Below are 24,700 nucleotides of genomic sequence, written 5' to 3'. Positions count from 1 at the left end.
CGAAAGACAAGGTATACTCGGCAAACCGTATATCCAACCAACGAATGATCCGGTTCTCGTTACCCAAAATTGCATGTATGTAGTTTTAATGCCAAAACGGCGAAATATGACAGACATTTCGGGACTGTTAGTTTATGATTGATACGTTGTGTATCACGTAAACTACCAAGGAGGAAACTATGTTTAAATCTACAGTAAAATTGGCTTTATCTTTTGTATTATGTTTTGTGATTATGGTACCGACAGCGTTTGCACAAGAACAAAAATCTCTTGTTGCTCTCGGAGATTCCATCACTTTTGGGTATAACTTAGACACAAAAAACAATCACCCGTCAAAAGACGCATTTCCAGAGTTAGTAGTGGAAGGCGAAAAGTACCGTGTACGAAATCTTGGAGTTCCGGGAGATACGTCATCTGACCTCCTAACTCTTCTTAAAACTGAAAAGTATCGTCAAGCAGTTCGTCATGCCGATGTGATCACACTTAATATCGGAAGTGCCGACTTTTTAAAGGGTGCAAGTCCGATTATTGCCAAGATAATAACGATTCCCAATTATCAACCTACACTCGAGGATGTATCTTTAATGCAAAATATCACGACAAATCTTGTTACAAATCTACAGCAACTTGTTTTTGAAATTCGCACTTTGACAGATAAACCGATTATATTATATACGATTTATAATCCTTTTTACGGTAAAGATGCACAAGCCGGTGCATTGTTATATGGAGCAAACCTAGCGATCCGTTCTTTTGGGGCAGATTCAAGCATCGAAATTGCTGATGCATTCACAGCGTTTATCGGGAAACAAAATCTCCTTATTCTTCATGAAGATGTTCATCCTAATTTGGAAGGGCAACAACTGCTCGCCGACTTAGCTGGTAATGCAATCCAAGAAGTCAACTAACAAGCAAAATGGATGAATAAATGTTATAAAAAGCTGGTAGATGTTCAGGCATGCAAATGTGCTCATGAAATGTACCAGCTTTTTTAACGTTCATGTTTATACGCATAGCCGAGTAAAGAAAGTAATCAACTATTTATTTTGATTTAGTTCACTTTCAAGTATCTTTAGAAACTGATCAATTTTAGTGAAAACAAAATCTGGCTCAATTTCAAAATGGGTGCTTTGATAGGTAGATAGCCACTGTACTCCAAAAGTCCGCAAGCCTGCTGCTTTGCCCGCCTTTATATCAGCATTGCTGTCTCCAATAAAAACAGCTTCATCTTTTGAAACTCCAAGAAACTCCAATACTGTAAAAATACCTTCTGGATTAGGTTTGGGTTTCTGTACATCATCTCCAGTAATCACAATATCAAAGAAATGTGATAAGTTCAGTGAGTCTGAGGATATTTGAAATGCCGCTCTACTTTTCCCTGTGATTACTCCCATTTTTATGTTATTCGATTTTATATACATTAAAAGCTTTTGTATTTCGTCAATCATATGTACTTGAGAGGCATGGTCCTTTTTATAAATTTGATAATACTCAGAGATTGCTTCTGCAACATATTCTTTTCTTAAAAGGTTAATAGAAATTATATCGTCTTCAGTTGGCCCAAACATAGAGATTAGTTCTTCTGTAGTTACATCCCTATTATCGTACTTTTTAAAGATAAATTTAAAAGCATAAAAAGACAGCGGCAACGTATCGGCCAGAGTCCCATCAAAGTCGAATAATACTGCTTTAATAGTCACATGTTCACTCCCTTAGGTATATTTCTATTTAATTGTTCCTACTGGTGTCTATCAATAATAGACCGCAGTGCATTCGTTAAATCATGGTCCAGTTCCATCAGTAATCACACGATAACCTAACCAATTTTTCTTCACCCAAATAAATGCTTCCTTACAGCTAATTCAGCCGTTGGATAGGGAAAGATAAACAAATAAATCAACAACAATGACGTGATGGATATAATCCAAATCTGCTTTCTCTTCGACATTTTATCATCCTCACGCACATTAGAAAGCTAATTTAGAGTTAAAACACCCATACTCAGATGGAGCTCCGTCAGAGAATGAATACCTCGCTCCTTTAAAGTGGGTTTCCCCCTTAACTTCATCACCATCTGGAGCAATTGAGCCTAATAAAATACGAGCTCTATCTGCGATTTTTAGTTCCGATGCAACGCGGTCTGCAATTATCAAATGCATTAAACGCGAACCCATTCAACCACTCTTCCCCTCTTGAATATTACCAAAATAATACACAATTCGTTGAATTATGAACAAATCCTTTTTCAGCATTAGATTTTTAACTAATCGTTTCTCATTAGTGGAAAGACCCATGAAAACTTTCCTACTAATATTTCAAAAATGTGTGCCTTACTCATTTCATTGAAGTCGGATTCTACATATTGTAGAAATAGATGGACAGCCTGGTTTTGGGAGGGGATCCAGTGTTAAGCCCGGAAGATGCCAATAAAATCATCGAGACCTTTTTAAGCCCGATGTGGTATTTCGTCACCTCGCAAGAGGACAAGGATGAAATTCACCGGCTTGCCAATGAGTTAAGGAAAGCTTCGGGTCAGTCCCAGGATTAAACTTATTGTTAAGGGGGAGGTAGCGGTTGCTTAGTGTGAAAGATACTGTCAAAATTATAGAATCTTTTCTTCGGCCGCGCTGGAATCTCGTCAGATCCCAAAAGGAAAAAGATGAGATCAACCGTCTAGCTGACGAGCTGAGAAAAGCTTCAGGCCAATCTCCTCATTTAAGCTTTTCCGTCGTCAGCGATATTCATGTTCAGTACTGGGATACGCAAGCTCAGGGTAAATTCAGCGCAGCGTTAGAAGATTTATATCGGTTGAACCCTAATCTGGACGCCTTAGTGATTAACGGTGACCTTGGGGACGGGCGTCCTGATGATTATGCTATGTTAAACTCTATTCTACAGAAGTATCCGCTACCGAAGGCAGTCTACTATACGTTAGGCAACCACGAATTTTACAAAGCTTATTACAAATCTAATGCGGACTGGTCGCCAAGTACTTTTCCCAACGGTGAATCGGATCGAGCGTCCATAGCACGGTTTCTGTCACACACAGGAATCTCTAACGTTTATTACAACAGTTGGATTCAAGGATATCATTTCATTTTTCTAGGTTCCGAACAGTATAGACAATCCGATCCGTCTAACTACGAAGATGCCTGGTTATCCTCTGCTCAGTTAAGCTGGCTGCAGAAGAAGCTTCAAGAAAACTATTCCCCGCACAGGCCTATGTTCGTGTTTCTTCATCAGCCGCTTCAAGGCACAGTATCAGGCAGCGTAGAGCGTGGCGTTGTGCAGCAAATAGAATTGAAACAGCTATTATCCGTATATCCGGAAGTAATTTTCCTTTCAGGGCATACTCATTGGGAACTGCGTCTACCCACCACGATTGTCAGGGATGTGTTCACGATGGTAAACAGTTCTTCCGTTAGTTATCCCTACGATAGCAACGACCGGCCGATTCAAGAAACCCGTTCGGAGGGCTTGGTTATCGATGTATACGAGGATCGTGTTCATATACGTGGAAGAGATTTTCATACTCAAACCTGGATCCCGGAAGCTGATTATACCGTAAGCCTGTGAGTAATCTGGAACCCAATAGATCAGCCACCTAACGCGACTGGTCTATTTGGGTTTGTCCACAATACTCCGACTTTGGCAGCGTTTTTTAGTAGTCTCTAAAGCAGTTATGTCATAATTTAAAAAGATTACGAGATAACATTACTTACGCGCTCTAATATGATTATCATACCATTCCCTCCCAGAAGCCCACTTTTTAAAAGCAGGATTCTCTTTTAATATTTCAGAACAGGCGATTGCCATAATATATTCTTCTAATCCATTATTATCACTATTAGCAAATTTATTGAGCATATAATTTAAAGACTTTTCTCCTTGCAAAACAATGTATTGGTAATCCTTATTACTATCTAAACCTTTCATATAGTCATACGGATTAGAGGATAGTGATACTGTATAATCTTTTGGTTTAGTAATATTGTTAAGTTTTCCATCGATTGTTTGCTCAAAGGTTACATCCGTTGAAACTTTCTTTACAGTATTACTGCAACCAATCAAACTAAATACAAATAAAAAAGTAAGACATATAACCATCACGTTCATTAATCTTTTTCTCATAAATTTCTCCTTTCTTCATTCGTCGTAACATCTACAAGTGTTTACCTGTTAGCAGAGAAGGCTGCCGATCCATTGTTGTCGGCAGCCTTCTCTTGATGTCTATTCAGCTATTTAGCTTATTTATTGATTAACATAAAATCATCATAATGAAACCCCGGCGCTACAACACAGGAGACAAAAACAGGCTCGTTTCCAAGCGGTTTTGCCGTCTGCCAAACGTTGGCCGGAACTAAGGCTTGTGGACACTGTCCATTGATGACATCTGGTCCGAGAATGATCTCTTGTGTTTCCTCAGGCTTGTCCTTTGTACCTCCAAGTGTAAGCAACAGCGGACTACCTGAATGCCAGAGCCAAAGTTCATCCGATAATACCTTATGCCACTCTGAAAACTCTTCTGGATGAAGCACGAAATAAATGGAAGTAGCCGCGTATCGGGAACCTGAGTACGCTTCACTAAGCACCTCTTTTGGAATTTCGAAGGAAGCTTTCCAAATCTCCTTGTACCAGCCGCCTTCACGATGTGGCTTTAAGTCTAGTGCTGCAACTAAGGGGGATAAGGATTTTGTAATCATATGGTTTCTCACTCTCTCTCTATTTCTTTCTCTATAAAATTTCTATTATATTATACACTTATAACAGGTGGGTAGCGCCAGCAAAAAAGTGGAACCGAAAGTTCATTTGAACTCAGTTCTTTATCCTACAATCAAATGGAAGCGATGATTTTATGGCATTTGATGGAATCAACCAAGCGGTTCAACGATCTGGAAAAGCTAATACCTAATGTCTCTCAAAAAATGCTGACACAGCATCTTCGAGACTTGGAACAAGAAGGCGTGATCGAAAGAACGGTATACCCTACCATCCCTCCAAAAGTAGAATATTCGCTTAGTGAATATGGCAAAATATTGATTCCTGTAGCAGAAGTCATGTGTGCATGGGGAGAAATTCACAATGAGCGAAAACAAGAAGAACCAGCGTCTTAAATCCGGGTTTTTTTCTACCTTTTTTACGTAACAAAAAAAGCGCCACCGGATCTATCCAGTGACACTTCGGTATAATTCAGTGCATGTATAAAGGAGGCGGTCACCCGCCTCCTTTCCTTAGGTCAATCTGTTTTTTATCCGCTCAAGAATGTTGCTGTTTCTTGCCCTGTAAACGCCATAAATAACCGATCCCATGACTGCTGCCGCGGTTGCTGTTGATGCAACGATCATTGTTTTGTTTACCTGACGCATTACGAACACCTCCACATTTTTTTGAGCGAACAATGCTTAGTTTGCCTTAGAATATGGATAAAAATTCATGGTCTGACTTTTTTAAATCTACCTATTCAAATCAATAAGAATGCTTCTACTTTGACTGAATGTACCCTTCCGCTTTAAGCAGTTCGGCGATCAGCACAGCACCGCCCGCTGCTCCGCGTAAAGTATTATGTGATAGTCCTACAAATTTAAAATCGTATATGGAATCCTCGCGCAATCTCCCCGCCGAAACACCCATTCCGCGCTCAATTTCACGATCAAGTTTAGTCTGTGGCCTGTTCTCTTCTTCAAAATAAGTAATGAACTGTTTTGGTGCGCTTGGCAGACCAAGCTCCTGTGGTCGTCCTTTGAATTGCAGCCAGCGTTCTAGAATTTCTTCCTTCGAAGGTTTTTTCTCAAATGATACAAATACGGTTGCCAAATGTCCATCCGTTACTGGAACGCGAATACACTGCGTTGTAATCAAAGGGGCACTTGCTTTAATAATTTCATCATTTACAATGCTGCCCCATATACGCAATGGCTCCTGCTCGCTTTTTTCTTCCTCGCCGCCAATATAAGGAATGACATTATCTAACATGTCAGGCCAATCGGTAAAGTTTTTACCGGCTCCGGAAATCGCCTGATACGTCGATGCAACCACTATATTAGGTTTATAATCTAGCAGTGCATGAAGGGCCGGCACATAGCTCTGGATTGAACAATTGGGCTTAACGGCAATAAAGCCGGTGGAGGTTCTAAGCCGCTTTCTCTGAGCAGCAATCACTTCAATATGCCCTGGATTAACTTCCGGAATGACCATCGGGATGTCAGGCGTCCAGCGGTGAGCTGAATTGTTGGAAATAACGGGTGTGCCCGTTTTTGCGTATGCCTCTTCCAACGCTTGAATTTCATTCTTTTTCATATCCACTGCACAAAAAATAAAATCGACCTGAGCGGCAACCTCCTCCACTTTCGATGCATCCTGAATGACGATATTTTTCACTTCCTCAGGAATTGGGGTAGACAACTTCCATCTTCCTTGCACAGATTCTTCATATGTTTTACCTGCCGAACTGCTACTAGCGGCGATGGCCGTTACTTTAAACCAAGGATGCTGATCCAGCAACTGAACAAACCGCTGACCAACCATACCTGTTCCTCCGACAATACCAACCTTTAGTTTTTCTGACATAAGATATTCAAATCCTTTCAATTTAGCATGATGAAGGGGAACCCCTAAATATATATTCAAACAGTCTGATTCGGTGTACCGCATATTGCACGTAAGCTTTACTTCCTATGCACCAATAAAAAAAATCCCACCCCCAAGACTATAATCAGTCTTAGGGACGAGATTGTATATACTCGTGGTACCACCCCAAATTTGCTAATATGTCGCCATATCAGCCTCTTCAAGTACGGCATTACCATGTAATGCGTATACTTTAGCTCTGTAACAGGAGCTCCTGACACACCATCACCCTTTTCAAAAGGATCCGATGTGCTGCTCTGAGGCTTTTTTCAATAACGTACCCTTTACTCCTTTTCAGCAATCCGGAGCTCTCTGTGAAAGAATTCATTTATTTACTCTTCTCTTCATCGCATTTGATTATTGCGATTATATTATCAAATATTCCTTGTAAGGTAAACATAATTTTTGAAAATTCGAAAACATAGAAAAATCATGGCCTTTTCAGTGCCCTCAAACCAAATAAATGGAATTACTTATTGCCTGATCGGTCATGCGGCACGGTGACCGTTACAGAGGTCAACTTTTTATTGCCTGCATGGTCTGTTGCCATGTAAGTTATGGTATAGACACGTCCCGTTCCACTGCCTAGTCTTTCAGCACGTAGACTAAACTCGCCGTAATCGGTATAAAAATTTCATATGGTGGAAAACTATTCCTTGTTGTTATTTTAATAAAAGGAGGTGTCATATGCCCAATCAAGATAATCAAGCAACAAAGGCAGAAGTACAGTCTACGGAGTTAAACAAAATGCCTGTCCCAGGTAAAGATGATACAGAATTTTCCGCAGAGGAAGCAGCAGAGGCATTTAAAGAAAATCAATCCTCCAGCAGCAATTCACAAAATCAATAATCATCTTATGATGCGAAAAAGCCCGGCTCCATTTGGACCGGGCTTTTCGTTTTTCTATTAGATTAATGACCAACCATAATTGGAATTTCTGCACCGTCCGTGGACTCGCCTTCCGCCCTCTTGGGCTTTTGAAGCATAAGACCAAGCAATCCGCCGACAACCGCGATACCCAGCAGAATCAAGAAAGTGTACCCAAAGGAAGATGCATACAAGTCTAAATCCGGCTTTTGCTTACCTGATTCAACCATTAGATTTTTCATCTTTGTTGTAAAGATCGTCATCAAAATAGCGATAGCAAAGGACATCATAACTTGCTGTGCAGCGTTCGTGAGCGACGTTACACGTCCAACCAAATTCTGTGGAGCGGATTGGATCAAGTGATTATTGAGAGGCATCATAAACAGTCCCATTCCCGCGCCAAGCAGTGCAAGCGGAAGCATCACAGTACCTACCCCTGAATCGCCAGACATATTGGACAATAACAAGGCTGAAATCGTTGTAAGTGCCATACCCGCCAAGACGAGCGGACGCGCTCCGAAGCGATCTGACAGTTTACCGCCAATTGGCATAAATAAACCGGAAGCCAGAGCTTGCGGAAGCATGATGAGCCCTGTTTTCAATGGACTATAGCCATGGGCCTGTTGTAAATAAAGGGGTACCAGGAACATGGTTCCGAACATCGCAATCTGTGAAATCCATTGTACAATGATCCCTTTTGTAAAATTACCAGAGCGGAAAACGCGAAGCTCAAGCAGCGGATTCTCACGTCTTAATTCCACAATAACGAATAAAATAAGCGCCACAATACCGATACCTGAGCCTATCAGCGTATCCGCATCCGTCCACGTGGATTTCCCGGTGACCGGGTCAATACCACCATTAGAAACGCCATACACTAGCGCTGCAAAGGCAATTGGCCCTAACAGCATGCCAAGTAAATCCAAGGATGCAACTGACTGCCGTTGTATATTCGGTAATGTACGGATTCCGAGGAGAATACCGATTACACCGATAGGAAGGTTAATCAGGAATATCCATTGCCAGCTGTGATATTCAACTAACCAGCCTGCAACGACAGGTCCTAGCGCCGGACCCAGCAAGATCGGAATCCCCATCATGCCCATGACTGCCCCTACTTTTCCCGGGGGCGACAGACGATAGATGAACGCCATGGCAATCGGTACAACAACACCGCCACCCAGGCCTTGGATGATACGGAAAGTAATCAGCATTTCAACCGTATTAGCCAACGCACATAGACCAGAACCAATAGTGAATAGACCTACCGAGATCAAGAATATTTTCTTGGCGCCAAATCTGTCCGATAGCCAGCCCGCTAAAGGAATGACCGCTGCTTGTGCCAGCGCATATCCAATCACGGTCCATTGTACTAAGGACAAGTTCAATAGTTTGAATTCTTCCTGCAGCTTGGGGAGAGCAACGTTTACCGCCGTTCCATCCAAAATTACCATGAAAATCCCGACAACAATTGCAACCAACGGCCCTAATATACTCCGCATTGAAAACGGAGCTTCTGTTTCTGCACTAGCTTTATTTGAAGACATGTCTTCCCTCCATCCGATTCGAGCCTTCTACTGGCTCTCTCTTGTCTAATGCCAAAATTAACGGACAATTGTCCGATTCACAATGATGCTAACGAAATATTGTTTATTTGTCAATAGGCTGGAAGATGTTCATGATTCATGCAGTTAGATTATTTGTTTCATTCCGTTATTGTCTTTAAATCACTTACTTGTAATAGGGCTTCTCTATTCGTATCATGATATACAACCCTAACTTCTAGTTCATAATCCTTATTTAACTCGAAAGAAAGGATTGTGCATTTCCTACCACGATTCTTCGTCTTTCTTGGATTGTCTGGAGCAAAAACATAGGAGCCTCCAATAGTAAGATTAACCGTATCATTCATTACATCTGCAATCCTCTCATGTTGTATTTACGTACTAAAGCGTCACTTCTCTTATCTCATAAAATAACTTGTTGTGTTAGAATTTTAGTTCTGCAATCGCCTTCTTGTACTTATCAATCCTTGCATAGTCTTTATCAGTTGGGTTAGGAATACGACCAATATCACTATTATCCTCTAGATCCAGAAGCTTTACTTTCGTCGCTAGGGGGTTTAATTTGATCCTCTTGATAAAGCTTTCATATGATTCATCTGCTCTTTTAGTAAGGCAATCAAGAGCTTCTATAATATCTTCGTTAAAACCTGCATTCTTTAAATCAAACAGAGTAATATCTGAATCTTCTACAACATCATGTAAAATTGCTACAATTGATTCTTCTTCGCTGTTGGCTTTTGTTGCTAATCTCGCAGGATGCAATATGTATGGATTTCCACCTTTATCTGTTTGACCATCATGAGCTTTCGCGGCTATTAGTATTGCTTTCGTTAAAGTACTCATTTTCACAACTCCTTAATTAGTTCTGCTATATTCTAGAATCCAGACATCTACTTAATTCGTTTGAAAATTGGATGATCTTCTCTCAGCTCTAGCAAATCCCATAGGTTCCCATATAAATCCTTAAATACTGCGACCGTTCCATACGATTGATCTGTTGGTTCTCTCACAAATTCTATTCCTCTTGAGATCATTTCATTATAATCTCTCCAAAATTCATCCGTGTTTAAAAACAGGAAAACTCTACCGCCTGATTGGTTACCTATAAACGGCTCTTGTTCAGGTTTAGATGCTCTTGCAAGTAATATCGTGGTGCCAACTGAACCAGGTGGAGAGATGACTACCCACCGTTTATCTTGTTCTGGCTGATAAGTATCTTCAACTAAAGTGAAATTTAGCTTTTTAGTATAAAACTCTATGGCCTCGTCGTAATCTTTTACAACTAGAGCGATATGTACGATTGATTGAACCATTTTCATAACCCCCCAGATTTTGGACTTTCTGAATCATTTAACCTATATTTTATCATAAATTTCTGTATTCAACAGCAATCATCCTCCGTCAAGCAATGCAAGTTTCTATTTAATTATCCTGAATATCAGCAATAACCTTACCATGTTCGATTGGTGAAGACAGAATAATCAACGTCGTCGAGTCTCCGTGCTTACCCATTTCATTAATAACGGTTTGGATGGATTGCAGCGATTCGCTAACCACCTTTACCAAGAAATTGTACTGACCGCTTATACGGTGAAGTTCGAGAACATCAGGCGAATTTTTGCAATGATCAACAAAATTCTCGCAGCCCTTCGTGTGAAATAATAAGTAGGCAACAATCGATTTGTTCAATTTCTCAAGAGAGACAACCGCACGGTAATGATCAATAATCCCTTTTTCCTCCATCCTCCGTACTCTTTCTGTCACTGCTGGCTGTGATAGCGCAACGGCTTTCCCTAACTCCGTCATAGAAATTCTGGCCTAATCTTGAAGAATCATAATAATATTTTCATGAAAGAGCTTCTAACTGCAGTCGTGACAGAAATAGGCGCAGAGAGGACGGTCGTTCGTTTTTCAGAAATGAAGGATGACATTCCAGACTTTACGTGGGATAATCCTGAACAAACACTAGCCGCCTATATTCATATTTTTAAAGATATAGGTCTTACGATCCTTCACCCATCAACCAATCAGTTCACAAAGGTCTTCACCAACGGAATGACATTCCATCAAACTGTGCGGAAATATTGGAGTGGAATAATAATTGGAGTAGGGAATTTAGATACTGGTTCTGCTTCCGCCCAGTAACTGAGGGAACGATTGACTTAGCTGCAATCGGGCGTCCGCTCCTCGCAAACCCGGATTTTATTCAACGTTTACAATCCGGAATTAGCATGACTCCCTATGAGCCTGCACTTCATCTAAAGCATTTGATTTGATTCGTTTCTAAAATATCGTTAGATTCAGAGTTTTACGGAAAATGGGAGCTTCAGGTCGTGTAACTTTTCTCATTTTAATACGTATGAATGTTAGATTTATAGATTTCGCCTAAAAGTACGACGAACGCGATAATCGCCATTAAAAACTACGGAGGAATCAGAATGACATTTACAATTAGTAATTTAACGGATAACAGCAACGTCGAGATAAAAGAGAAATTGGGGCCGTTTAGTGTGCTTGAGTATAAGCAGGATTTGAGCAGTACAACGATTGCTGACGCACAGTCCAACTTCTACATGAGCAAAAGCAATATGAAAAAAAGGCAAGTCATGATTGAGTTGAACGGTGAGATCATGATGAGCGCCGGTGCAATGCAATATTATGTTGGCAGTATCGAAATGACGACAGGGGTTAAAGGAGCGGGAGGCTTATTCCGAAATCTTGTTTCAGGCGCTGTAACCGGGGAGAGCGCAGTCAAGCCCGTTTATAAAGGGAAAGGCACCATCATGATGGAGCCGACCTTCAAATATTTGTGGCTGATCGATGTCGACAACGATCATATTGTCCTGGATGATGGGCTGTTTTTAGCCTGCGAGACGACGCTGCAAACACAAGTGGTATCCCGCAAGAACTTGTCGTCAGCCGCTTTGGGGGGAGAAGGATTATTTAATCTTAGCGCTAAAGGCAAGGGAGTGCTCGTATTGGAAGCGCCGATCCCGTCGGAAGAAGCGGTAATTGTGGAGCTGACGAATGATGTCTTGAAAGTGGACGGAAATTTTGCGATGATGTGGTCGCATTCGTTGGACTTTACGGTTGAAAGGTCTGGCAAAACACTGCTCGGATCAGCCGCATCTGGTGAGGGGCTTGTCAACGTGTACCGGGGGACGGGTCTCGTTTGGCTAGCGCCGTTGTCTACCTACAAATAAGTCCGACCATCTTTCACTGCAGCCGTCCGTAGAATGCTGCCCGATAGCGAAGAAGGCTGCCGATTCATTGCTGTCGGCAGCCTTCTTATGATGTCATTGTGCTCGTTACGATCGATATTTCTGTACTTGCTTTTTCAACAGCATCATCTGCCCAATATGGTATGCGTTATGGATACATAAATTTGATATCACGCCCCACCACTGAGCATTGAAATAGGTCGGTATTGTTTTAATTCCAGTTTAGAATCGTCACAGTTCTTAATAACTTCTCGCCAGTGTACAAATCCATCACTTAATCTCCGAATGGTCTCATTCCAACTTGCTTCATTCTGCTTCAGGTGATCCAATTCAAAAGTTTCATCGTTCAATGTATTACTTTCAAGCACATCATCGTTAATAAACCGATTTAACCACATTTCATTCCAGAAAATGAGATGGTTCGCAATCTCCCAGATGGAATGCGGATGGTCATCTGCTTTCCAGACTGCATCATTTACAGATAAATCATTTAGAATCGTTACAGATGGTTTAAACCAACTTTCATCATCATGACAAGCGGCTAATTGATCTAGTAATACTTCCTTCACACTAGTGAGCACTACCACACCTCCAAAGTTATAATGTACTGCAGTTTACGCTATAGTTTTTTTCGTTAGTTTAGGCGATTCAGTTTGGTTATTTCCTGGCGGCAATTACGAACTAACATTAGAGTTCAATGATCTTTGTTGCAACATTTTCGCAAAATTCCCTGTCGTGCTCCACAAAAAGAATGGTTGGTGAGTATTCAAGCAGTAACTCCTCAATTTGCATGCGGGAAATAATATCAATAAAATTAAGCGGTTCATCCCAAATATGCAAATGAACTTTCTCACTAAGACTTTTTGCTATCAGCACTTTCTTCTTTTGCCCTCCGCTAAAAGCTGAAATATCCTTTTCAAATTGAACTCTGGAAAAATCGAGCTTTCTTAAAATCGATTTAAAAAGGCTTTCATCAATCCCGTTATTTGCAGCATAGTCTGATAAATTACCTTGAAGATGGGATGTATCCTGCGAAACGTAGGATATTTTCAACTGACTATCCTTCCTGAAGGTGCCTGTATAGTTTATATCCTCACCGCAAATAAGTTTCATGATACTTGATTTGCCGGAGCCGTTTTTACCCGAAAGAGCGATTCGTTCGCCTTGCTCAATAGTAAAACTGATATCTGCACAAACCATCTTCTCACCGTAAGAAATCGAAACATGATCAAGTTCAGCAAGTTGGTTTTTATGAAAAGCAAGTTGCGAAATCTCTAAGCTGTCAGAGTTTTCGATATTTTTAAGGAGTTTAGACTTTTCATCAATAGCAGATTGCTGTCTGTTCTCAATGGCTTTAGAGCGTTTCATCATTTTAGCTGCCTTATGGCCAATATATCCTTTATCTACCTTGGAACCGGAATTTCTTGTTCCGTTTTTTGTGCTTTCCACTTCGTGTGACCAGTTGCCCGTCCGTTTAGCAGAATCCGACAAGCGCTTAATGTCTTTTCTAAGTTTTTCGTTCTCTGCAAGCTCAAAATTATCTTGTCTTTTTTTATTTTCCCACCAACCGGAGAAATTGCCTCTTTGAATTTCTATGTTGGTCTTATTGATGGAAAGTATGTGGTCTATACAGTTATCAAGAAATGATCTGTCGTGAGATACCAAAATAAATCCACTTTTTGTTTTGAGATAATCACTGACAAGTTTTCTTCCTTTCATGTCAAGATGATTGGTGGGTTCATCAATTAACAGAAAACTATTTTCCTTAATAAATAGTGTAGCCAGTAACACTTTCGTTTGCTCTCCGTTAGACAAAGAATCAAATGGCCGATATAAAACATCTTCAGAAACCTTTAGCAATGAAAGTTCACGCAATAATTTCCAGTGAAGATAATCTGGATAAATGTCGCTGATGATATCAAGCGTATTATTTTCCTTATTTTCGACATGAAAAGGGAAATATTCAAAACTGACATTAGCAGAAATATTTCCGCTGTATTCATATTTACCAAGCAAAAGGTTCAGAAATGTTGTCTTACCTCTACCGTTTCTTCCCGTAAATCCTAATTTCCAATCGGAATCGATTTGAAAACTTACGTTTTCAAATATATTATCGTAACTGCCATCGTAGGCATACGTCAGGTTTGTAACATTTATTAATGACATGAAAGCATCCTCCTGTATAAAAAATATAAAAAGCTACAAGAAAGTTACTTTTCTTGTAGCTCAAATAAATACAGTTAATCCAACCCCATTATGGTGTTAGATAAGGATATATTGATTGAGTGAAAAGATATAGTAACTTTCTTGCATATAAATAATAAAAACATGCGAAAAATACCGCTTTTATTGTTTTATTATTTTATATTGTTAGCAAGAAATATTACATTATGCTTTTCAACTCCATTCGTTTAATTAAGTATATCATAGCATGCCTATTTTTTAATTTCAACAAATCAGCTAAATCAAACAATGCTTCCCTATGAGTCCGAGGGAGAATTAGGATTTGTTTTTATGTTCCACACTAATGACGACTTTCCCCTTGGGGTGTCCTTCACCAAAATACCGGAGAGCTTCAGCAACCTCACTTAACGGGTAACATCTATCTATAACTGGAGCTACTTTGCCAGCCTCAAAAAGCTCCTTCATGAAATTTTGATCATTTTTGTTTGGCTTGTGCATGAGGATACCCATTTTCTTATTTCCGGTCATTGAAATCCATGGTCCTAGGAACATGACTTGGAAGATTCGAGACATGGAACCCCCTACCATGACATAAGTGCCCTTGGGAGTTAATGCACGCTTATAATCAAAAATCGATCGATATCCCGCAACATCAAGAATCAGGTCATAACGCTGCCCATTTTGGGTGAAATCAACTTGCGTGTAATCAATAACCTGGTCTGCACCAATCGATTTCAGCATATCCAATTTCTTCGTGCTGTCCACTCCAATTACTTCAGCCCCGAATGATTTGGCTATCTGCACCGCAAAGGTACCCACTCCTCCACCCGCACCATTAATTAAAACCTTTTGTCCTTTCTGAATCTGTCCTTTATCTCGAAGTCCCTGCAAGGCGAGGACTGCTGCTTGTGGTATGGCCGCTGCTTTCTCGAATGTCATACTGGTTGATTTCAGCGTTAATGCATTCTCACGAGCACACACATACTCCGCAAACCCGCCCCAACTACACCCGGAAATGTCCCCGAATACCTCATCACCTGGAAGATACTGCTTTACGTCTTTACCAACCGCTTCCACCCGCCCCGCTATGTCAGCTCCGAGTATTTTGTATTTTGGTTTAAGAAGCCCCTCGAGACGGACCATAAACGGTACACCTCTCAGGAGATCCCAGTCCCATGAATTTACGGATGCAGCATGAACTTTTATCAGCACTTCATTGTCCTTAGGAGTAGGTTTTTCTACTTCTTTGAGTTTAAGAACGTCAGCAGTTCCGTATTTTGTGTATACAATCGCCTTCATGAAGATTGCTCCTTATCACCTATTTGTGTTCTGGTTTTCTTTATTGATTGGACTTGATTGCAAATGAGTTAAATCCTTTAACTATCAGCCATATCGGTAGTATGATTTCAAAGAAGGCTCCTGGAAGAAATAAAAAGATTCCTGGACTATAGCCGAAAATCTCTAATAAGGCACTTGTTAACAACGATGCATAGCCAATAAGCCCAAAGATTGATATTAAACGTGGAATGAGTTTTGATTGGTATAATAAATAACAAAACAACAGGCTATATAGACTAAGAACGATCATGGCTACCTGAAAGGCCAAATATTTCCCTTTTATTGCTAACGCGCCTATCGTTTGAAAATAGGAAGCGTCTGGAGCTCCTGCTTCTATATATTCCTGACTTAATGTTATTAGTAATAATGGGCTGATAGCGCCAACAATAAGGATTATGGCCTCAATAACCCTGAAAGCTACGTAACCAAGAGCTATAGTTTCATTATGCTTTTTCAAGATTGGAAACAGCATGATTGCAATACCAACAACGGCAGCGGAATTTATGAACTCAAGGAGCATTCCTATGATCACTTGGGTTTTATTTGGATAAACATGAATAAGATAATCCGGAACATTTACAATAGAAGCAATAAGTCCATTACCTAGTATATACGCAGCCGTTGCAACTAGAAATAATACGCCCACATTTCTTGCGATTTTTTTGTTTGAAATCACTTTTTCCCTCCAACTATAATTTAATGTTTTCGTGCTTCACAAATATCGCCAATTTGGATTAAACTTGAACAGCTTTGCAGGTCTATGCCCTGCATCCTTGGTAAATTGATTGGTTTCCATAACCATATCCGCTATCTTTCTTCTAAACGCAGCAGAAAGCAGCTCTTTTCCCAAAGTAACCTCATAGACCTGTTGGAGCTCTGATAATGTAAAAAGTTCCGGCATCAGATTGAAAGCTATATCTGTGTACTCAATCTTATTCCTAAGTCTCTCAACGGCATATTGGATCATTTCCGCATGATCAAAGGCAATTCCATTCGAAACAATAACCTCTCTTTCTACCATTGCTGTTTTTCCAGAATACTTTTCAATAACTTTAATAATAGCTTCCAGGATGTCCTTATCGTTTGAAAGAGTAATCTTTACGACTTTTTCAAATACAAAGTCCTTCTCCAGTATGGTCTTCTTCTCTTCAAGCACACTGTACCTAACGTCGAACCACCTTGCATCATCCGCATCATCCCCAGCCTTCACCTCGAGTGATCTGCAATCAACAAGTGCCATATACGAACAGCTGATAACTCGTGTACGAGGGTCCCTATTTACATCTCCCCATGTATAAAGCTGTTCCATATAAACATCATCAATATTAGTTTCGGTTTTTAGCTCTCGCAAAGCAGCTTCATCGATACTCTCGTCCTCTGTTACAAAGCCTCCGGGTAAAGCCCATTGACCTATATAAGGATGAACCCCCCTTTTAACCATCAGCAGTTTCAGTGACTTTTCCGGCAGCTTTCTATAGTTTTCTTTTTCTTCATCAACTACAGTGAAGATTAACATATCTACTGTAACAGATGGTCTTTCGTAAATACTGGCATCATACTTCTGTAAAAACTCGACTTCAGTAAGCCCCTGCTTATCTCTTAGTTGCTCATTATCCATGTAGATCACCCATTCTTTGATTTAAACATTGTGTTATAAACAAAATGTTATTATCATTTCGTTGATATCATTTAATCTTTAATTCCAATCATTGTCAATACCTTTTTTACCTTTTCTGGAAATTAGTTCTGAATTCGTGACGGCCAGTTCCGCTTTGCATGTCATTTGAAGATCGTTCGCGTTAAGGAGCATGCAAAAAGAAGCCGCTGTAACACGGCTTCTCATAGTTCTTGAAATCCAAAATGTTGTTTTGCTAGCTCTTTGAATTTATCGTTGTCAATCTGTTCCTTTTTCGAATTACCATTCATCCATTGTGTGAAAGAAGCATCGGTTAACGTTATATTTCCATCGCTTGTAAGTTGGGTAATGAGTGGGGTTTTGTTGAATCGTGACTCTTTATGCTGGACGATGATTCCTTGAACTTCGTTCAATTCAGATAATTTCTCTAATGGTCTTTTTGTATCAAAAGCATACCCTATTTTCCAATCGGTATCTTTATATTTTAGTTTCATTTCAAGTATATAGTCGCCATAATCACTTTCCATTGCCTTGACTCGAAATTCTCCATTCACAGAGGTGGTAGTTTCTCCATTTAGCGGCACAGGTTTTAGTGGTAGGTTTCCACCAAAACCGGTATCAACCAAGTACGTTTGATTTTTGTGCTTCAAAAGTATAGCAACATGAGTTCTACCAAGTCTGGACCAGTCCTTCGTTGCATAATTGTATACTTCTCCGCGAACTAACACGGCATTAAACCCATTTTCAACTAAGAAAAAATATAGCAAAGGATTCAATTGATAGCATAGACCACCTTCATTTTTCACGAGCATTTTGGTAATCAAACTCTCTTTTGTTATAGCACTTGTTTTATTTGAAATGATGCTTAAATTTTCAAAAGGAAGAGATATTGCTGTTTTCCTAAGAATGTTATCTAATGTTTCAAATGTAAGTTTTTGATTTTCTGGAATACCCATTCTTTTACGAAATAATCCATTCAACTCATCCAAAAAATTTCCCTCCATGTTTTTATTCAAAGATTAATGATCTTAGCGAATGTAGGTCAACAATTGCTTGGCGTGGCGCTTCATATCCTCTGGACGTTGCCTGAAGGCGCTGTAGGCGATATGGTCGAGGCTGATGTGGATGAGACAGCTGAGAAGACGCTCCTCTAGTTGTGTGGGCCGTCCTCCATGTTTGTCCCAATGATTATCTAGAATTTCCTGCAAGTCAATCTCTTGCCATTTCGGAAACCAAGACCACCAATAAAGAAACAAAGCGTTATCGTAAAGAGGATCACCATAGAACGCATTTCCCCAGTCGATTACTCCTGTTAACCTCCCTCCGTCCACCAGCACGTTTCGGTTCAAAAGGTCGTTATGGACGATTCCACGGAAATCTGAAAGCTGTGTTACGATCTGACGTAGTCTTTCTACTCCAGCATCGAAGACCCGTGCCTCCTGAGGAGAAGCGTCAAGTCGCTCGCGCCAGCCCGCTAGTCGATCCCGAGGCTCATCAACAGAGAGAAGCTCCTCCCCCCAACTCGGAGCAGCCCCATCTGGACGCCAAAGGCCAACCTCTTTTGTGTCAGTAAGGTCAAGTTTCTGAAGTTCGTAGAGCGCGTCGAACAATTGCGGCAGGACAAGTCGTATCTCAGGCCCGTTCAGCTCATCGAGATGCTTTCCAGAAACTCGCTTGGATACGGCGTAGAAGCCGCTCTCCGTCTCGCCAACCTCAAGAACCTTCGGAATCGGAAGTATGTCCGAGGAAAGTTTACCCATCACACGATCCTTTTTAAAGTCGTCCAGATAGGTGCCGAAGCGGATAACCATTGCATGCCCGTCGAGCATGAAGGAATAGGCCTTCGACCAATCACCAGCAGCGAGGGGCACAAGATTTTGGGCACGGTCACCGAAATGCGCCTTCACAAAACGATTCGCCATTTGATTGAAATCCTCCATAGGTTCCTCCTTGGTCAGTTAAGTTGATTTGGAAATGTAACGTTAATAAGATCAAGGTCTTCTTTCTGTAACTCCCATCCTAAAGCATCTATATTATCAATAATATGTTTCGTATTCATTGCTTTAGGATTGGTCATACTTGAAATTAAAAAAACCGCAATATACGCGGCTTGTAATATTAATTTAATTCAAATAAGGTGTTGCAAGCTTCCTTACACGCTCAATGCCTTCCCACATATCGCCAGGTCCGTCATAAACAAGAGTTATAGGACCTTCATACCCAGCTTGCTTGGCAATTTCCATACAGCGATTAAACTCAGCTTCATCCGGATATCCATCCGCATTCGTTTGTGCTTTGGCATGGATCGACTCACTGTGCGGAATCGTTTTGACAAGTTCACCATATTTCTCGCTACCTTTAAAATTGCCAAAATCCGAGGTTAGCCCAAGGAGCTCCCCGCATCCTTCCAATAAGGCAAGGCAATTATCCGCGATTGATGTTAGTGAGTGAAAGTTTTCTGTAACAACGCGTACTCCTTGCTCAGCAGCATAACAACTTAGTTCTCGAAATGCATCAACTGATCTCTTCAAAGCTTCTAGATCCATAGGTTCCGCATCACCGGCTATCACGCGTACCCTCTCAGCTCCTGCTCGTGCAGCAATATCGATCCATCCTTTGATCCACGCGATGTCCGATTGTCTGCGCAATTCATCCGAACTGGAAATATCACCGTATTCAATTAGCAGCGTGTAAAACTGGAGATCTGCTTCCGTGAATGCCTGTTTCAATCCTTGTAGATATTCTTCACTTGTATTCGGAAAATGGAAATGACATACTTCCAGTGATCTAAAACCTTTCTTCGAGAGAACTGCCGGTAATTCAAGCAGAGAGTTGAGTTCAGGTTGGTCTTGGATATCCGTTATTTGAGTACGCGTGTTTTCATCCCAGCGGGTCCACCGCAAAGGTCCAAGATTCCGATGTAAACTCCAACTCGTTAATGATAAAAATGGCATACCATCCACCCTTTCGGCGCTACTGTTGGTAGTATCTTATCAGAGCATTGCGGAGATCACAATATACGAAATCACAGATATATCTCTTATTATGCTGCTTTTGTACAGACTGAAACTTTATATTCTAAAGATGCAAAAAACCATCTTATCAAAGATATGATGGTTTGGATCAATTATTTTACCATAAAATCTCACTTGATCTGATATATAAAGAAGGCTATTACAACATATGGGGAAACAAATAATAACAACCTGGTTATTAATCTGTTTCTCTCATTTCTGTCATTGGCATTTTCTGTATGATAATTTGCTCTTATTCTATCCCCACTAAGTAAAGCCCCAGATAATATTGCAGATAAGATTAACGCGCCCAATACGATATACATTAATAATGTAAATAGCTTATCTAGGTCAAGTATTCTCCAAGTTATTAAACTGATTATTGTGGCGGAGATACCACCCCATAGAAGTGCATTTTTCATTATTACCCTCCAAAATTTATCTTGGAATACGGTCAATAAACAATTCGAGCGATCCATCGAAGGGAAACGTTTTTGTTCTAATAAGTTCCTTTAAGCCCAGTAACTCTTGCCTAGCTTTATGAATGAGAGCTACTGGATAAGCAAATTTAATTGCATTGCTCTCAAACTCATCTTCGTCAACAACCTTCCATTCACCATTTCTTTGTAAATAATCCAGGTCTAAATCTACAAAAGAGACAATGTTTCCTTCCATCTTCGCAGGTTGATTTATATTGCAATAGAATTGTTGAATTTTACCGCCCACTACATCAGCACTAACCGTAAACCATGAATGAAATGAGAAATATTCAATAGTCCAAGCTTCAATAGTAAATACCTTTTGCTTCGTGTAATGATTTAATTTTCTTCCGTACTCGCCTAAGACAAAAATGTGTGAATCTGTCTTATCTAATAAAGTTGTCTTCCACTCGTAATGAAGTAAATCTCCATATTTTAATGCCTGAATTGTTATGTGATTATCCATTGTATCATCCTTATGGTTCGAATATTCATAACTCTTTTGTCATAAATACACTATTTGGGTCCTCTATGTAATCCGAAAACGGCTCGCAATTTTGAAAACCAAAACTTGCATACAATCGTCTAGCTGGCTCGAAAGCATCCATTGAGCCCGTTTCCAAACTTAACCGTTGATAGCCACGTCGCTTGGCTTCTTCAATGATGTGTTCAAGGATTCGTCTTGCAACGCCTTTTCTAAGGTGTGATGAAGAAGTTCGCATTGATTTTATCTCTCCATGTTGACTATCAAGTTCCTTAATTGCCCCGCAACCAACTAATTCATCTTGTTCCCATCCGCTCCAGAAGGTAATTTCTGGTTTTTTCAAATTATCAAGATTTAGGGCATGTGTACTTTCTGGCGGAGATAAAAGTGCCATATTCTGAAGATGTTCCCCGATTAATGCAATCACTTTAGAACCAGTTAAATCATCTACTTTAATATCCAAAAAAATCACTCCATTATCTCTATTTTTTATCATTATAATAGATGATCATTGTTAGATAATCAACACGTTTTGATTGCTCTACAAATATCTCACCCGTTTAATAGAAAAGAGGAGCTGCTGAAGCAAGCTCCTTCACTATCGGTGCATGTTAGCTTAATTTAGAACACTTAAAATTTGCTTTTTGTGATGATCATCGTGCTCAGTAAACTCTTGAATTATGTATAGAAGTGAGTATGGCATACCTGTTTTAGGGCAATTTGATACACCGTTTGCTGTTACTTCTAGCAGTAAATCCTCGGATTTCATGCTCTTTAATAGATCAATCAGTTTCATTCTATCGCTTGAGAATTCTTGAAGGAGTTGATCTTTCGATATACCCGAATGTGCGTATTGATAAGCTCTGCTATTGAAAAAGTTGAAATCGGGAAACTCCATTCCTTTGCCCTCCCTGATCGAAGGAATGACTACGTTTATTAGATGAAGATCCCAATTTCTAAGATGCGCAATGATTTCGGCTATCGACGCCTTTCCTACTTGAATTGGGCTATGCCAATCCTTATCACTTAGTTGGTACAAAATATTTGTCCAACTGCAAAATTGTTCGTATTCGCTGATTGTGCTGCGTAAATTCATGAGATCACCTCCTAGTTATAATGGATAGATCATAGCACAAATCTACTTACAAGAACATATATTCTCATTATTAAGCAAGCTTGATGTCCTCATACAGTTGGTATTTGTTGGGTTTTACTTCTTTATAAACTCTGACATAAGAGACTGTGAATGTTGGAAAAGGAGCAAGGACATCTCCCGCCTCAGATTTCATTTCCAATATTTCAGATTCTTTCATCCCCCAATACGTTTGCCCCAAAGTCAAATGAGGAGTAAAAAGATCCAATTCAGCATAGCGTTGCATAAGTTCTTTTGATGGTGTTACTACATTCACTAACTTTTTGTGAAGCTCTAATAGTTCATTTGATTGAACACTGAGGAAGATAACTTGATTTCCGAACAAAGCAGGCTCGGAGAGCGCCAACTGAAACTTTGAAAACGATGAGCATACAACCTTTACCTTTTCGAGCCAAGCCATATCTAGGGTAAGCCCGCTTTGTGCTTTAACAGTCACGTGAGGCTCAACGACATTCGGAAGACCATTACTCAACCAACGTTTTTGAAACGCAACTACTCGTTCTAGATATTCGTCGGGAGGAACGATGCCTATGAAATACTGCATTTATGACACCAACCTTTCAATCCTGAGGGAACAGCTATTGGAAAGAATCATACCATGGATTGGAAATTTGATGAACATCTACTCTACATTCAATAGATTGTGTTGTTTGCCCCAGCGTTCTGCCTTTTCTGGATAGCGTGCATGCCCATGATCACCGCAACAAGTTCGTAAGTATCCAAATATTCGCTTTGATTGTTCAGAAGAAAAGCCCCTGAAGAAAACCAGCCGTTTACTTATTCGAAACGAGCAACAAGTGCGCCGGAATCATCGGATATCTCATATTCCTTTGAAAATACTGGGGAAATAATCTCGTAGCTGCCTTGCCCTTTGGTTTCATATGTGAATTTCTTGGTGAACAAAGCAATTCTGCTTCTCAACACGCCTAATTGCCCACCATCGGCACCCGTAACCTCCCATTTGCTTGAGAATATCGGAAAACTTCCTTTGCACAACAGCTGGCCATTATGCCCAAACACCTCGATCGTAGAACCAAAAGAGCTCTTCAAATCTATATGACCGACATCTTTTCCCTGTTCGTCCCGAATCTCCGTAACACCGGTATTAAAAAAATTATCCCTGAAATATAGATTCAATACAATCGCCTCCCTCTGGTATATATACGATGCAGAGATCAAAAATGTTAGTCATTCCCAACAATGCCTTATTATTAAAAACCGAAAAAACCAGCAAACAAAAGGTTGCTGGTTTATCTAGATATATTCTGCTAATATATGTTGCTGTATTAGTTACTAATGAATTCTTGTACCCATTCGCCGTTATAAAAAGCAACACCGATTTGTGTGAAGTTGGGGCTTAGAATGTTTTGACGATGACCCGGGCTGTTCATCCAAGCTTTCATGACAGCTTCAGGCGTTTGTTGACCTTTTGCAATGTTTTCACCTGCGTAGGAATAGCGAATGCCGTATTTGCTCATCATATCAAAAGGAGACCCATAGGTCGGAGAAGTATGATCGAAATAACCATTGTTATACATATCCTTCGCTTTGTCCAAAGCCATGGCGGTAAGTGCGCTGTTGCCGGTTAATGGACGCAGTCCTGCTTTAGATCGTTCCTGGTTAACTAAGTTAACGACTTGGCTAGCAAAAGTTGATTGGGATGGCGCACTTGTAACTGGCGTTTTGGTACCTGCATTTATGCTCTTGCTGCCAGGAATGTTGAGGCTCATACCAGACCAAATCACGTTCGGATTGGCAACCTGAGGATTTGCCTTAATAAGCGAAGATAGGCTGATGCCATACTTCTTGGATATTAGCCACATGGTATCATTGCCTGATACTGAATGGGTTGCTGGTGCGGCCATTGCCGCGCTCGAACCTACGAGGACGCTCAATCCTATTGCGCCGGTAACCACAAGCTTTTTGTAACGTTTCAAAATAAACCTCTCCTTTTTGCGGCCTGCGAGGTTAGCTGTCGGATTCGGATCAAAGAGTAATCACCCGGCCGCTGACGCGGCTTCACCCCAAATAATGGGTCCCCCGTGCTTCACATGAAGCTTCGGCCTTCTGAGTTATTTGATCCACATAGATCTCACAAATTGTAACATGTGAAATCATAGAGAACATGACTC

At 40.4% G+C, this 24,700-nt stretch carries 32 protein-coding genes, 1 riboswitch and 1 other annotated feature; of the genes, 7 read left to right on the top strand and 25 right to left on the bottom strand.

Features of this window, described 5'->3' with window-relative positions; translation table 11 throughout:
* Positions 1-179: 179 nt before the first annotated feature.
* Complete coding sequence (locus tag QFZ80_RS13385; protein ID WP_307559315.1) at positions 180-908, top strand: GDSL-type esterase/lipase family protein; 729 nt, start codon at positions 180-182, stop codon at positions 906-908.
* Positions 909-1,037: 129 nt separating this feature from the next.
* Here the strand turns inward: QFZ80_RS13385 and QFZ80_RS13380 are convergent, their stop codons facing one another.
* Both QFZ80_RS13380 and QFZ80_RS13375 read right to left on the bottom strand, forming a co-directional pair.
* A complete protein-coding gene (locus QFZ80_RS13380) occupies positions 1,038-1,700 on the bottom strand; it encodes an HAD family hydrolase (protein WP_307546188.1) in 663 nt (220 codons plus the stop codon).
* Positions 1,701-1,967: 267 nt separating this feature from the next.
* A complete protein-coding gene (locus QFZ80_RS13375; protein ID WP_307546189.1) occupies positions 1,968-2,174 on the bottom strand; it encodes a hypothetical protein in 207 nt (68 codons plus the stop codon).
* A 230-nt stretch (positions 2,175-2,404) separates the two neighbouring features.
* On the opposite strand from QFZ80_RS13375, the gene QFZ80_RS13370 reads away from it, so the two are divergent.
* Both QFZ80_RS13370 and QFZ80_RS13365 read left to right on the top strand, forming a co-directional pair.
* A complete protein-coding gene (locus QFZ80_RS13370; RefSeq protein ID WP_307546190.1) occupies positions 2,405-2,548 on the top strand; it encodes an N-acetylmuramoyl-L-alanine amidase in 144 nt (47 codons plus the stop codon).
* A gap of 35 nt (positions 2,549-2,583) precedes the next feature.
* Positions 2,584-3,576 carry a metallophosphoesterase family protein gene (locus tag QFZ80_RS13365; RefSeq protein WP_307555517.1) on the top strand — a complete coding sequence of 331 codons (993 nt, stop codon included), beginning with the start codon at positions 2,584-2,586 and terminating at the stop codon, positions 3,574-3,576.
* A 138-nt stretch (positions 3,577-3,714) separates the two neighbouring features.
* Here the strand turns inward: QFZ80_RS13365 and QFZ80_RS13360 are convergent, their stop codons facing one another.
* Both QFZ80_RS13360 and QFZ80_RS13355 read right to left on the bottom strand, forming a co-directional pair.
* The gene (locus QFZ80_RS13360; RefSeq protein ID WP_307546191.1) at positions 3,715-4,131 is read right to left on the bottom strand and encodes a hypothetical protein; all 417 of its coding nucleotides are present in this window, start codon (positions 4,129-4,131) and stop codon (positions 3,715-3,717) included.
* A gap of 116 nt (positions 4,132-4,247) precedes the next feature.
* A complete protein-coding gene (locus tag QFZ80_RS13355) occupies positions 4,248-4,700 on the bottom strand; it encodes a cupin domain-containing protein (RefSeq protein WP_307555519.1) in 453 nt (150 codons plus the stop codon).
* Between the two features lie 147 nt (positions 4,701-4,847).
* Here QFZ80_RS13355 and QFZ80_RS13350 point away from each other — a divergent pair, with 147 nt between their 5' ends.
* Complete coding sequence (locus QFZ80_RS13350; protein ID WP_307546192.1) at positions 4,848-5,114, top strand: winged helix-turn-helix transcriptional regulator; 267 nt, start codon at positions 4,848-4,850, stop codon at positions 5,112-5,114.
* Between the two features lie 117 nt (positions 5,115-5,231).
* On the opposite strand, the gene QFZ80_RS13345 is transcribed toward QFZ80_RS13350, so the two are convergent.
* Both QFZ80_RS13345 and asd read right to left on the bottom strand, forming a co-directional pair.
* The gene (locus QFZ80_RS13345) at positions 5,232-5,366 is read right to left on the bottom strand and encodes a hypothetical protein (RefSeq protein ID WP_307546193.1); all 135 of its coding nucleotides are present in this window, start codon (positions 5,364-5,366) and stop codon (positions 5,232-5,234) included.
* 115 nt (positions 5,367-5,481) lie between these two features.
* The gene (gene asd, locus QFZ80_RS13340; protein WP_307546194.1) at positions 5,482-6,567 is read right to left on the bottom strand and encodes an aspartate-semialdehyde dehydrogenase; all 1,086 of its coding nucleotides are present in this window, start codon (positions 6,565-6,567) and stop codon (positions 5,482-5,484) included.
* A gap of 150 nt (positions 6,568-6,717) precedes the next feature.
* Positions 6,718-6,984 (bottom strand) — a binding site (T-box leader).
* Between the two features lie 330 nt (positions 6,985-7,314).
* Between asd and QFZ80_RS13335 the strand changes: the two genes are divergently transcribed.
* Entirely contained in the window at positions 7,315-7,476 is a 162-nt protein-coding gene (locus tag QFZ80_RS13335; protein WP_307546195.1) for a hypothetical protein, read from the top strand.
* A gap of 62 nt (positions 7,477-7,538) precedes the next feature.
* On the opposite strand, the gene QFZ80_RS13330 is transcribed toward QFZ80_RS13335, so the two are convergent.
* From QFZ80_RS13330 to QFZ80_RS13315, 4 genes are all read right to left on the bottom strand, one after another.
* Positions 7,539-9,041: an MDR family MFS transporter gene (locus QFZ80_RS13330; protein WP_307546196.1), complete on the bottom strand. Its 1,503-nt coding sequence runs from the start codon at positions 9,039-9,041 to the stop codon at positions 7,539-7,541.
* A 441-nt stretch (positions 9,042-9,482) separates the two neighbouring features.
* Positions 9,483-9,902: a GTP pyrophosphokinase gene (locus QFZ80_RS13325; protein WP_307546197.1), complete on the bottom strand. Its 420-nt coding sequence runs from the start codon at positions 9,900-9,902 to the stop codon at positions 9,483-9,485.
* Positions 9,903-9,949: 47 nt separating this feature from the next.
* Positions 9,950-10,372 carry a VOC family protein gene (locus QFZ80_RS13320; protein WP_307559312.1) on the bottom strand — a complete coding sequence of 141 codons (423 nt, stop codon included), beginning with the start codon at positions 10,370-10,372 and terminating at the stop codon, positions 9,950-9,952.
* A gap of 109 nt (positions 10,373-10,481) precedes the next feature.
* A complete protein-coding gene (locus tag QFZ80_RS13315) occupies positions 10,482-10,865 on the bottom strand; it encodes an Lrp/AsnC family transcriptional regulator (RefSeq protein WP_307559310.1) in 384 nt (127 codons plus the stop codon).
* A gap of 18 nt (positions 10,866-10,883) precedes the next feature.
* On the opposite strand from QFZ80_RS13315, the gene QFZ80_RS13310 reads away from it, so the two are divergent.
* Together QFZ80_RS13310 and QFZ80_RS13305 are read left to right on the top strand one after the other, a co-directional pair.
* Positions 10,884-11,204, top strand: a complete 321-nt coding sequence (locus tag QFZ80_RS13310; protein WP_307559308.1) for a beta/alpha barrel domain-containing protein — start codon at positions 10,884-10,886, stop codon at positions 11,202-11,204.
* A 293-nt stretch (positions 11,205-11,497) separates the two neighbouring features.
* A complete protein-coding gene (locus QFZ80_RS13305) occupies positions 11,498-12,262 on the top strand; it encodes an AIM24 family protein (protein WP_307546201.1) in 765 nt (254 codons plus the stop codon).
* A 188-nt stretch (positions 12,263-12,450) separates the two neighbouring features.
* On the opposite strand, the gene QFZ80_RS13300 is transcribed toward QFZ80_RS13305, so the two are convergent.
* The 15 genes from QFZ80_RS13300 to QFZ80_RS13230 form a co-directional block, all read right to left on the bottom strand.
* On the bottom strand, positions 12,451-12,861 hold the full coding sequence (locus tag QFZ80_RS13300; RefSeq protein WP_307559306.1) for a DinB family protein: 411 nt from the start codon (positions 12,859-12,861) through the stop codon (positions 12,451-12,453).
* A gap of 106 nt (positions 12,862-12,967) precedes the next feature.
* Complete coding sequence (locus QFZ80_RS13295) at positions 12,968-14,446, bottom strand: Lsa family ABC-F type ribosomal protection protein (protein ID WP_307559305.1); 1,479 nt, start codon at positions 14,444-14,446, stop codon at positions 12,968-12,970.
* A gap of 333 nt (positions 14,447-14,779) precedes the next feature.
* Positions 14,780-15,763, bottom strand: a complete 984-nt coding sequence (locus QFZ80_RS13290) for an NAD(P)-dependent alcohol dehydrogenase (protein ID WP_307559303.1) — start codon at positions 15,761-15,763, stop codon at positions 14,780-14,782.
* A gap of 40 nt (positions 15,764-15,803) precedes the next feature.
* Positions 15,804-16,478, bottom strand: a complete 675-nt coding sequence (locus tag QFZ80_RS13285) for a DUF4386 domain-containing protein (protein WP_307559301.1) — start codon at positions 16,476-16,478, stop codon at positions 15,804-15,806.
* A gap of 36 nt (positions 16,479-16,514) precedes the next feature.
* On the bottom strand, positions 16,515-17,420 hold the full coding sequence (locus QFZ80_RS13280; protein WP_307559299.1) for an NUDIX hydrolase: 906 nt from the start codon (positions 17,418-17,420) through the stop codon (positions 16,515-16,517).
* A 221-nt stretch (positions 17,421-17,641) separates the two neighbouring features.
* A complete protein-coding gene (locus tag QFZ80_RS13275) occupies positions 17,642-18,427 on the bottom strand; it encodes an arylamine N-acetyltransferase family protein (protein ID WP_307546207.1) in 786 nt (261 codons plus the stop codon).
* Positions 18,428-18,466: 39 nt separating this feature from the next.
* On the bottom strand, positions 18,467-19,378 hold the full coding sequence (locus QFZ80_RS13270) for a phosphotransferase family protein (protein ID WP_307546208.1): 912 nt from the start codon (positions 19,376-19,378) through the stop codon (positions 18,467-18,469).
* Between the two features lie 183 nt (positions 19,379-19,561).
* A complete protein-coding gene (locus tag QFZ80_RS13265; protein WP_307546209.1) occupies positions 19,562-20,392 on the bottom strand; it encodes a sugar phosphate isomerase/epimerase family protein in 831 nt (276 codons plus the stop codon).
* A 191-nt stretch (positions 20,393-20,583) separates the two neighbouring features.
* The gene (locus QFZ80_RS13260; protein WP_307546210.1) at positions 20,584-20,874 is read right to left on the bottom strand and encodes a DUF5316 domain-containing protein; all 291 of its coding nucleotides are present in this window, start codon (positions 20,872-20,874) and stop codon (positions 20,584-20,586) included.
* Positions 20,875-20,890: 16 nt separating this feature from the next.
* The gene (locus tag QFZ80_RS13255; RefSeq protein ID WP_307546211.1) at positions 20,891-21,397 is read right to left on the bottom strand and encodes a DUF402 domain-containing protein; all 507 of its coding nucleotides are present in this window, start codon (positions 21,395-21,397) and stop codon (positions 20,891-20,893) included.
* Positions 21,398-21,422: 25 nt separating this feature from the next.
* On the bottom strand, positions 21,423-21,878 hold the full coding sequence (locus QFZ80_RS13250) for a GNAT family N-acetyltransferase (RefSeq protein WP_307546212.1): 456 nt from the start codon (positions 21,876-21,878) through the stop codon (positions 21,423-21,425).
* 153 nt (positions 21,879-22,031) lie between these two features.
* Positions 22,032-22,511, bottom strand: a complete 480-nt coding sequence (locus tag QFZ80_RS13245; protein ID WP_307546213.1) for a DinB family protein — start codon at positions 22,509-22,511, stop codon at positions 22,032-22,034.
* A gap of 70 nt (positions 22,512-22,581) precedes the next feature.
* On the bottom strand, positions 22,582-23,112 hold the full coding sequence (locus tag QFZ80_RS13240) for a 2'-5' RNA ligase family protein (RefSeq protein ID WP_307559297.1): 531 nt from the start codon (positions 23,110-23,112) through the stop codon (positions 22,582-22,584).
* 233 nt (positions 23,113-23,345) lie between these two features.
* On the bottom strand, positions 23,346-23,705 hold the full coding sequence (locus QFZ80_RS13235; protein ID WP_307546215.1) for an LURP-one-related family protein: 360 nt from the start codon (positions 23,703-23,705) through the stop codon (positions 23,346-23,348).
* A 149-nt stretch (positions 23,706-23,854) separates the two neighbouring features.
* Entirely contained in the window at positions 23,855-24,505 is a 651-nt protein-coding gene (locus QFZ80_RS13230; RefSeq protein WP_307559295.1) for a CAP domain-containing protein, read from the bottom strand.
* A gap of 5 nt (positions 24,506-24,510) precedes the next feature.
* Positions 24,511-24,643, bottom strand: a riboswitch (cyclic di-AMP (ydaO/yuaA leader).
* Positions 24,644-24,700: the final 57 nt, after the last annotated feature.

The sequence above is a fragment of the Paenibacillus sp. V4I7 genome, assembly GCF_030817275.1.
In the GTDB taxonomy this organism is placed as follows: domain Bacteria; phylum Bacillota; class Bacilli; order Paenibacillales; family NBRC-103111; genus Paenibacillus_E.
Note: the sequence above shows the minus strand (reverse complement) of the source record. Positions and strands in the feature narration are given on the sequence as shown.

What these genes read in the sequence shown, in the direction of transcription:
- QFZ80_RS13305 (WP_307546201.1), top strand. Translation starts at nt 11,498, where the DNA reads ATGACATTTACAATTAGTAATTTAACGGATAACAGCAACGTCGAGATA.
- QFZ80_RS13375 (WP_307546189.1), bottom strand. Translation starts at nt 2,174, where the DNA reads ATGGGTTCGCGTTTAATGCATTTGATAATTGCAGACCGCGTTGCATCG.
- QFZ80_RS13295 (WP_307559305.1), bottom strand. Translation starts at nt 14,446, where the DNA reads ATGTCATTAATAAATGTTACAAACCTGACGTATGCCTACGATGGCAGT.
- QFZ80_RS13345 (WP_307546193.1), bottom strand. Translation starts at nt 5,366, where the DNA reads ATGCGTCAGGTAAACAAAACAATGATCGTTGCATCAACAGCAACCGCG.
- QFZ80_RS13330 (WP_307546196.1), bottom strand. Translation starts at nt 9,041, where the DNA reads ATGTCTTCAAATAAAGCTAGTGCAGAAACAGAAGCTCCGTTTTCAATG.
- QFZ80_RS13270 (WP_307546208.1), bottom strand. Translation starts at nt 19,378, where the DNA reads ATGGAGGATTTCAATCAAATGGCGAATCGTTTTGTGAAGGCGCATTTC.
- QFZ80_RS13315 (WP_307559310.1), bottom strand. Translation starts at nt 10,865, where the DNA reads ATGACGGAGTTAGGGAAAGCCGTTGCGCTATCACAGCCAGCAGTGACA.
- QFZ80_RS13350 (WP_307546192.1), top strand. Translation starts at nt 4,848, where the DNA reads ATGATTTTATGGCATTTGATGGAATCAACCAAGCGGTTCAACGATCTG.
- QFZ80_RS13290 (WP_307559303.1), bottom strand. Translation starts at nt 15,763, where the DNA reads ATGAAGGCGATTGTATACACAAAATACGGAACTGCTGACGTTCTTAAA.
- QFZ80_RS13280 (WP_307559299.1), bottom strand. Translation starts at nt 17,420, where the DNA reads ATGGATAATGAGCAACTAAGAGATAAGCAGGGGCTTACTGAAGTCGAG.
- QFZ80_RS13335 (WP_307546195.1), top strand. Translation starts at nt 7,315, where the DNA reads ATGCCCAATCAAGATAATCAAGCAACAAAGGCAGAAGTACAGTCTACG.
- QFZ80_RS13325 (WP_307546197.1), bottom strand. Translation starts at nt 9,902, where the DNA reads ATGAGTACTTTAACGAAAGCAATACTAATAGCCGCGAAAGCTCATGAT.
- QFZ80_RS13245 (WP_307546213.1), bottom strand. Translation starts at nt 22,511, where the DNA reads ATGAATTTACGCAGCACAATCAGCGAATACGAACAATTTTGCAGTTGG.
- QFZ80_RS13260 (WP_307546210.1), bottom strand. Translation starts at nt 20,874, where the DNA reads ATGAAAAATGCACTTCTATGGGGTGGTATCTCCGCCACAATAATCAGT.
- asd (WP_307546194.1), bottom strand. Translation starts at nt 6,567, where the DNA reads ATGTCAGAAAAACTAAAGGTTGGTATTGTCGGAGGAACAGGTATGGTT.
- QFZ80_RS13360 (WP_307546191.1), bottom strand. Translation starts at nt 4,131, where the DNA reads ATGAGAAAAAGATTAATGAACGTGATGGTTATATGTCTTACTTTTTTA.
- QFZ80_RS13385 (WP_307559315.1), top strand. Translation starts at nt 180, where the DNA reads ATGTTTAAATCTACAGTAAAATTGGCTTTATCTTTTGTATTATGTTTT.
- QFZ80_RS13265 (WP_307546209.1), bottom strand. Translation starts at nt 20,392, where the DNA reads ATGCCATTTTTATCATTAACGAGTTGGAGTTTACATCGGAATCTTGGA.
- QFZ80_RS13240 (WP_307559297.1), bottom strand. Translation starts at nt 23,112, where the DNA reads ATGCAGTATTTCATAGGCATCGTTCCTCCCGACGAATATCTAGAACGA.
- QFZ80_RS13255 (WP_307546211.1), bottom strand. Translation starts at nt 21,397, where the DNA reads ATGGATAATCACATAACAATTCAGGCATTAAAATATGGAGATTTACTT.
- QFZ80_RS13320 (WP_307559312.1), bottom strand. Translation starts at nt 10,372, where the DNA reads ATGGTTCAATCAATCGTACATATCGCTCTAGTTGTAAAAGATTACGAC.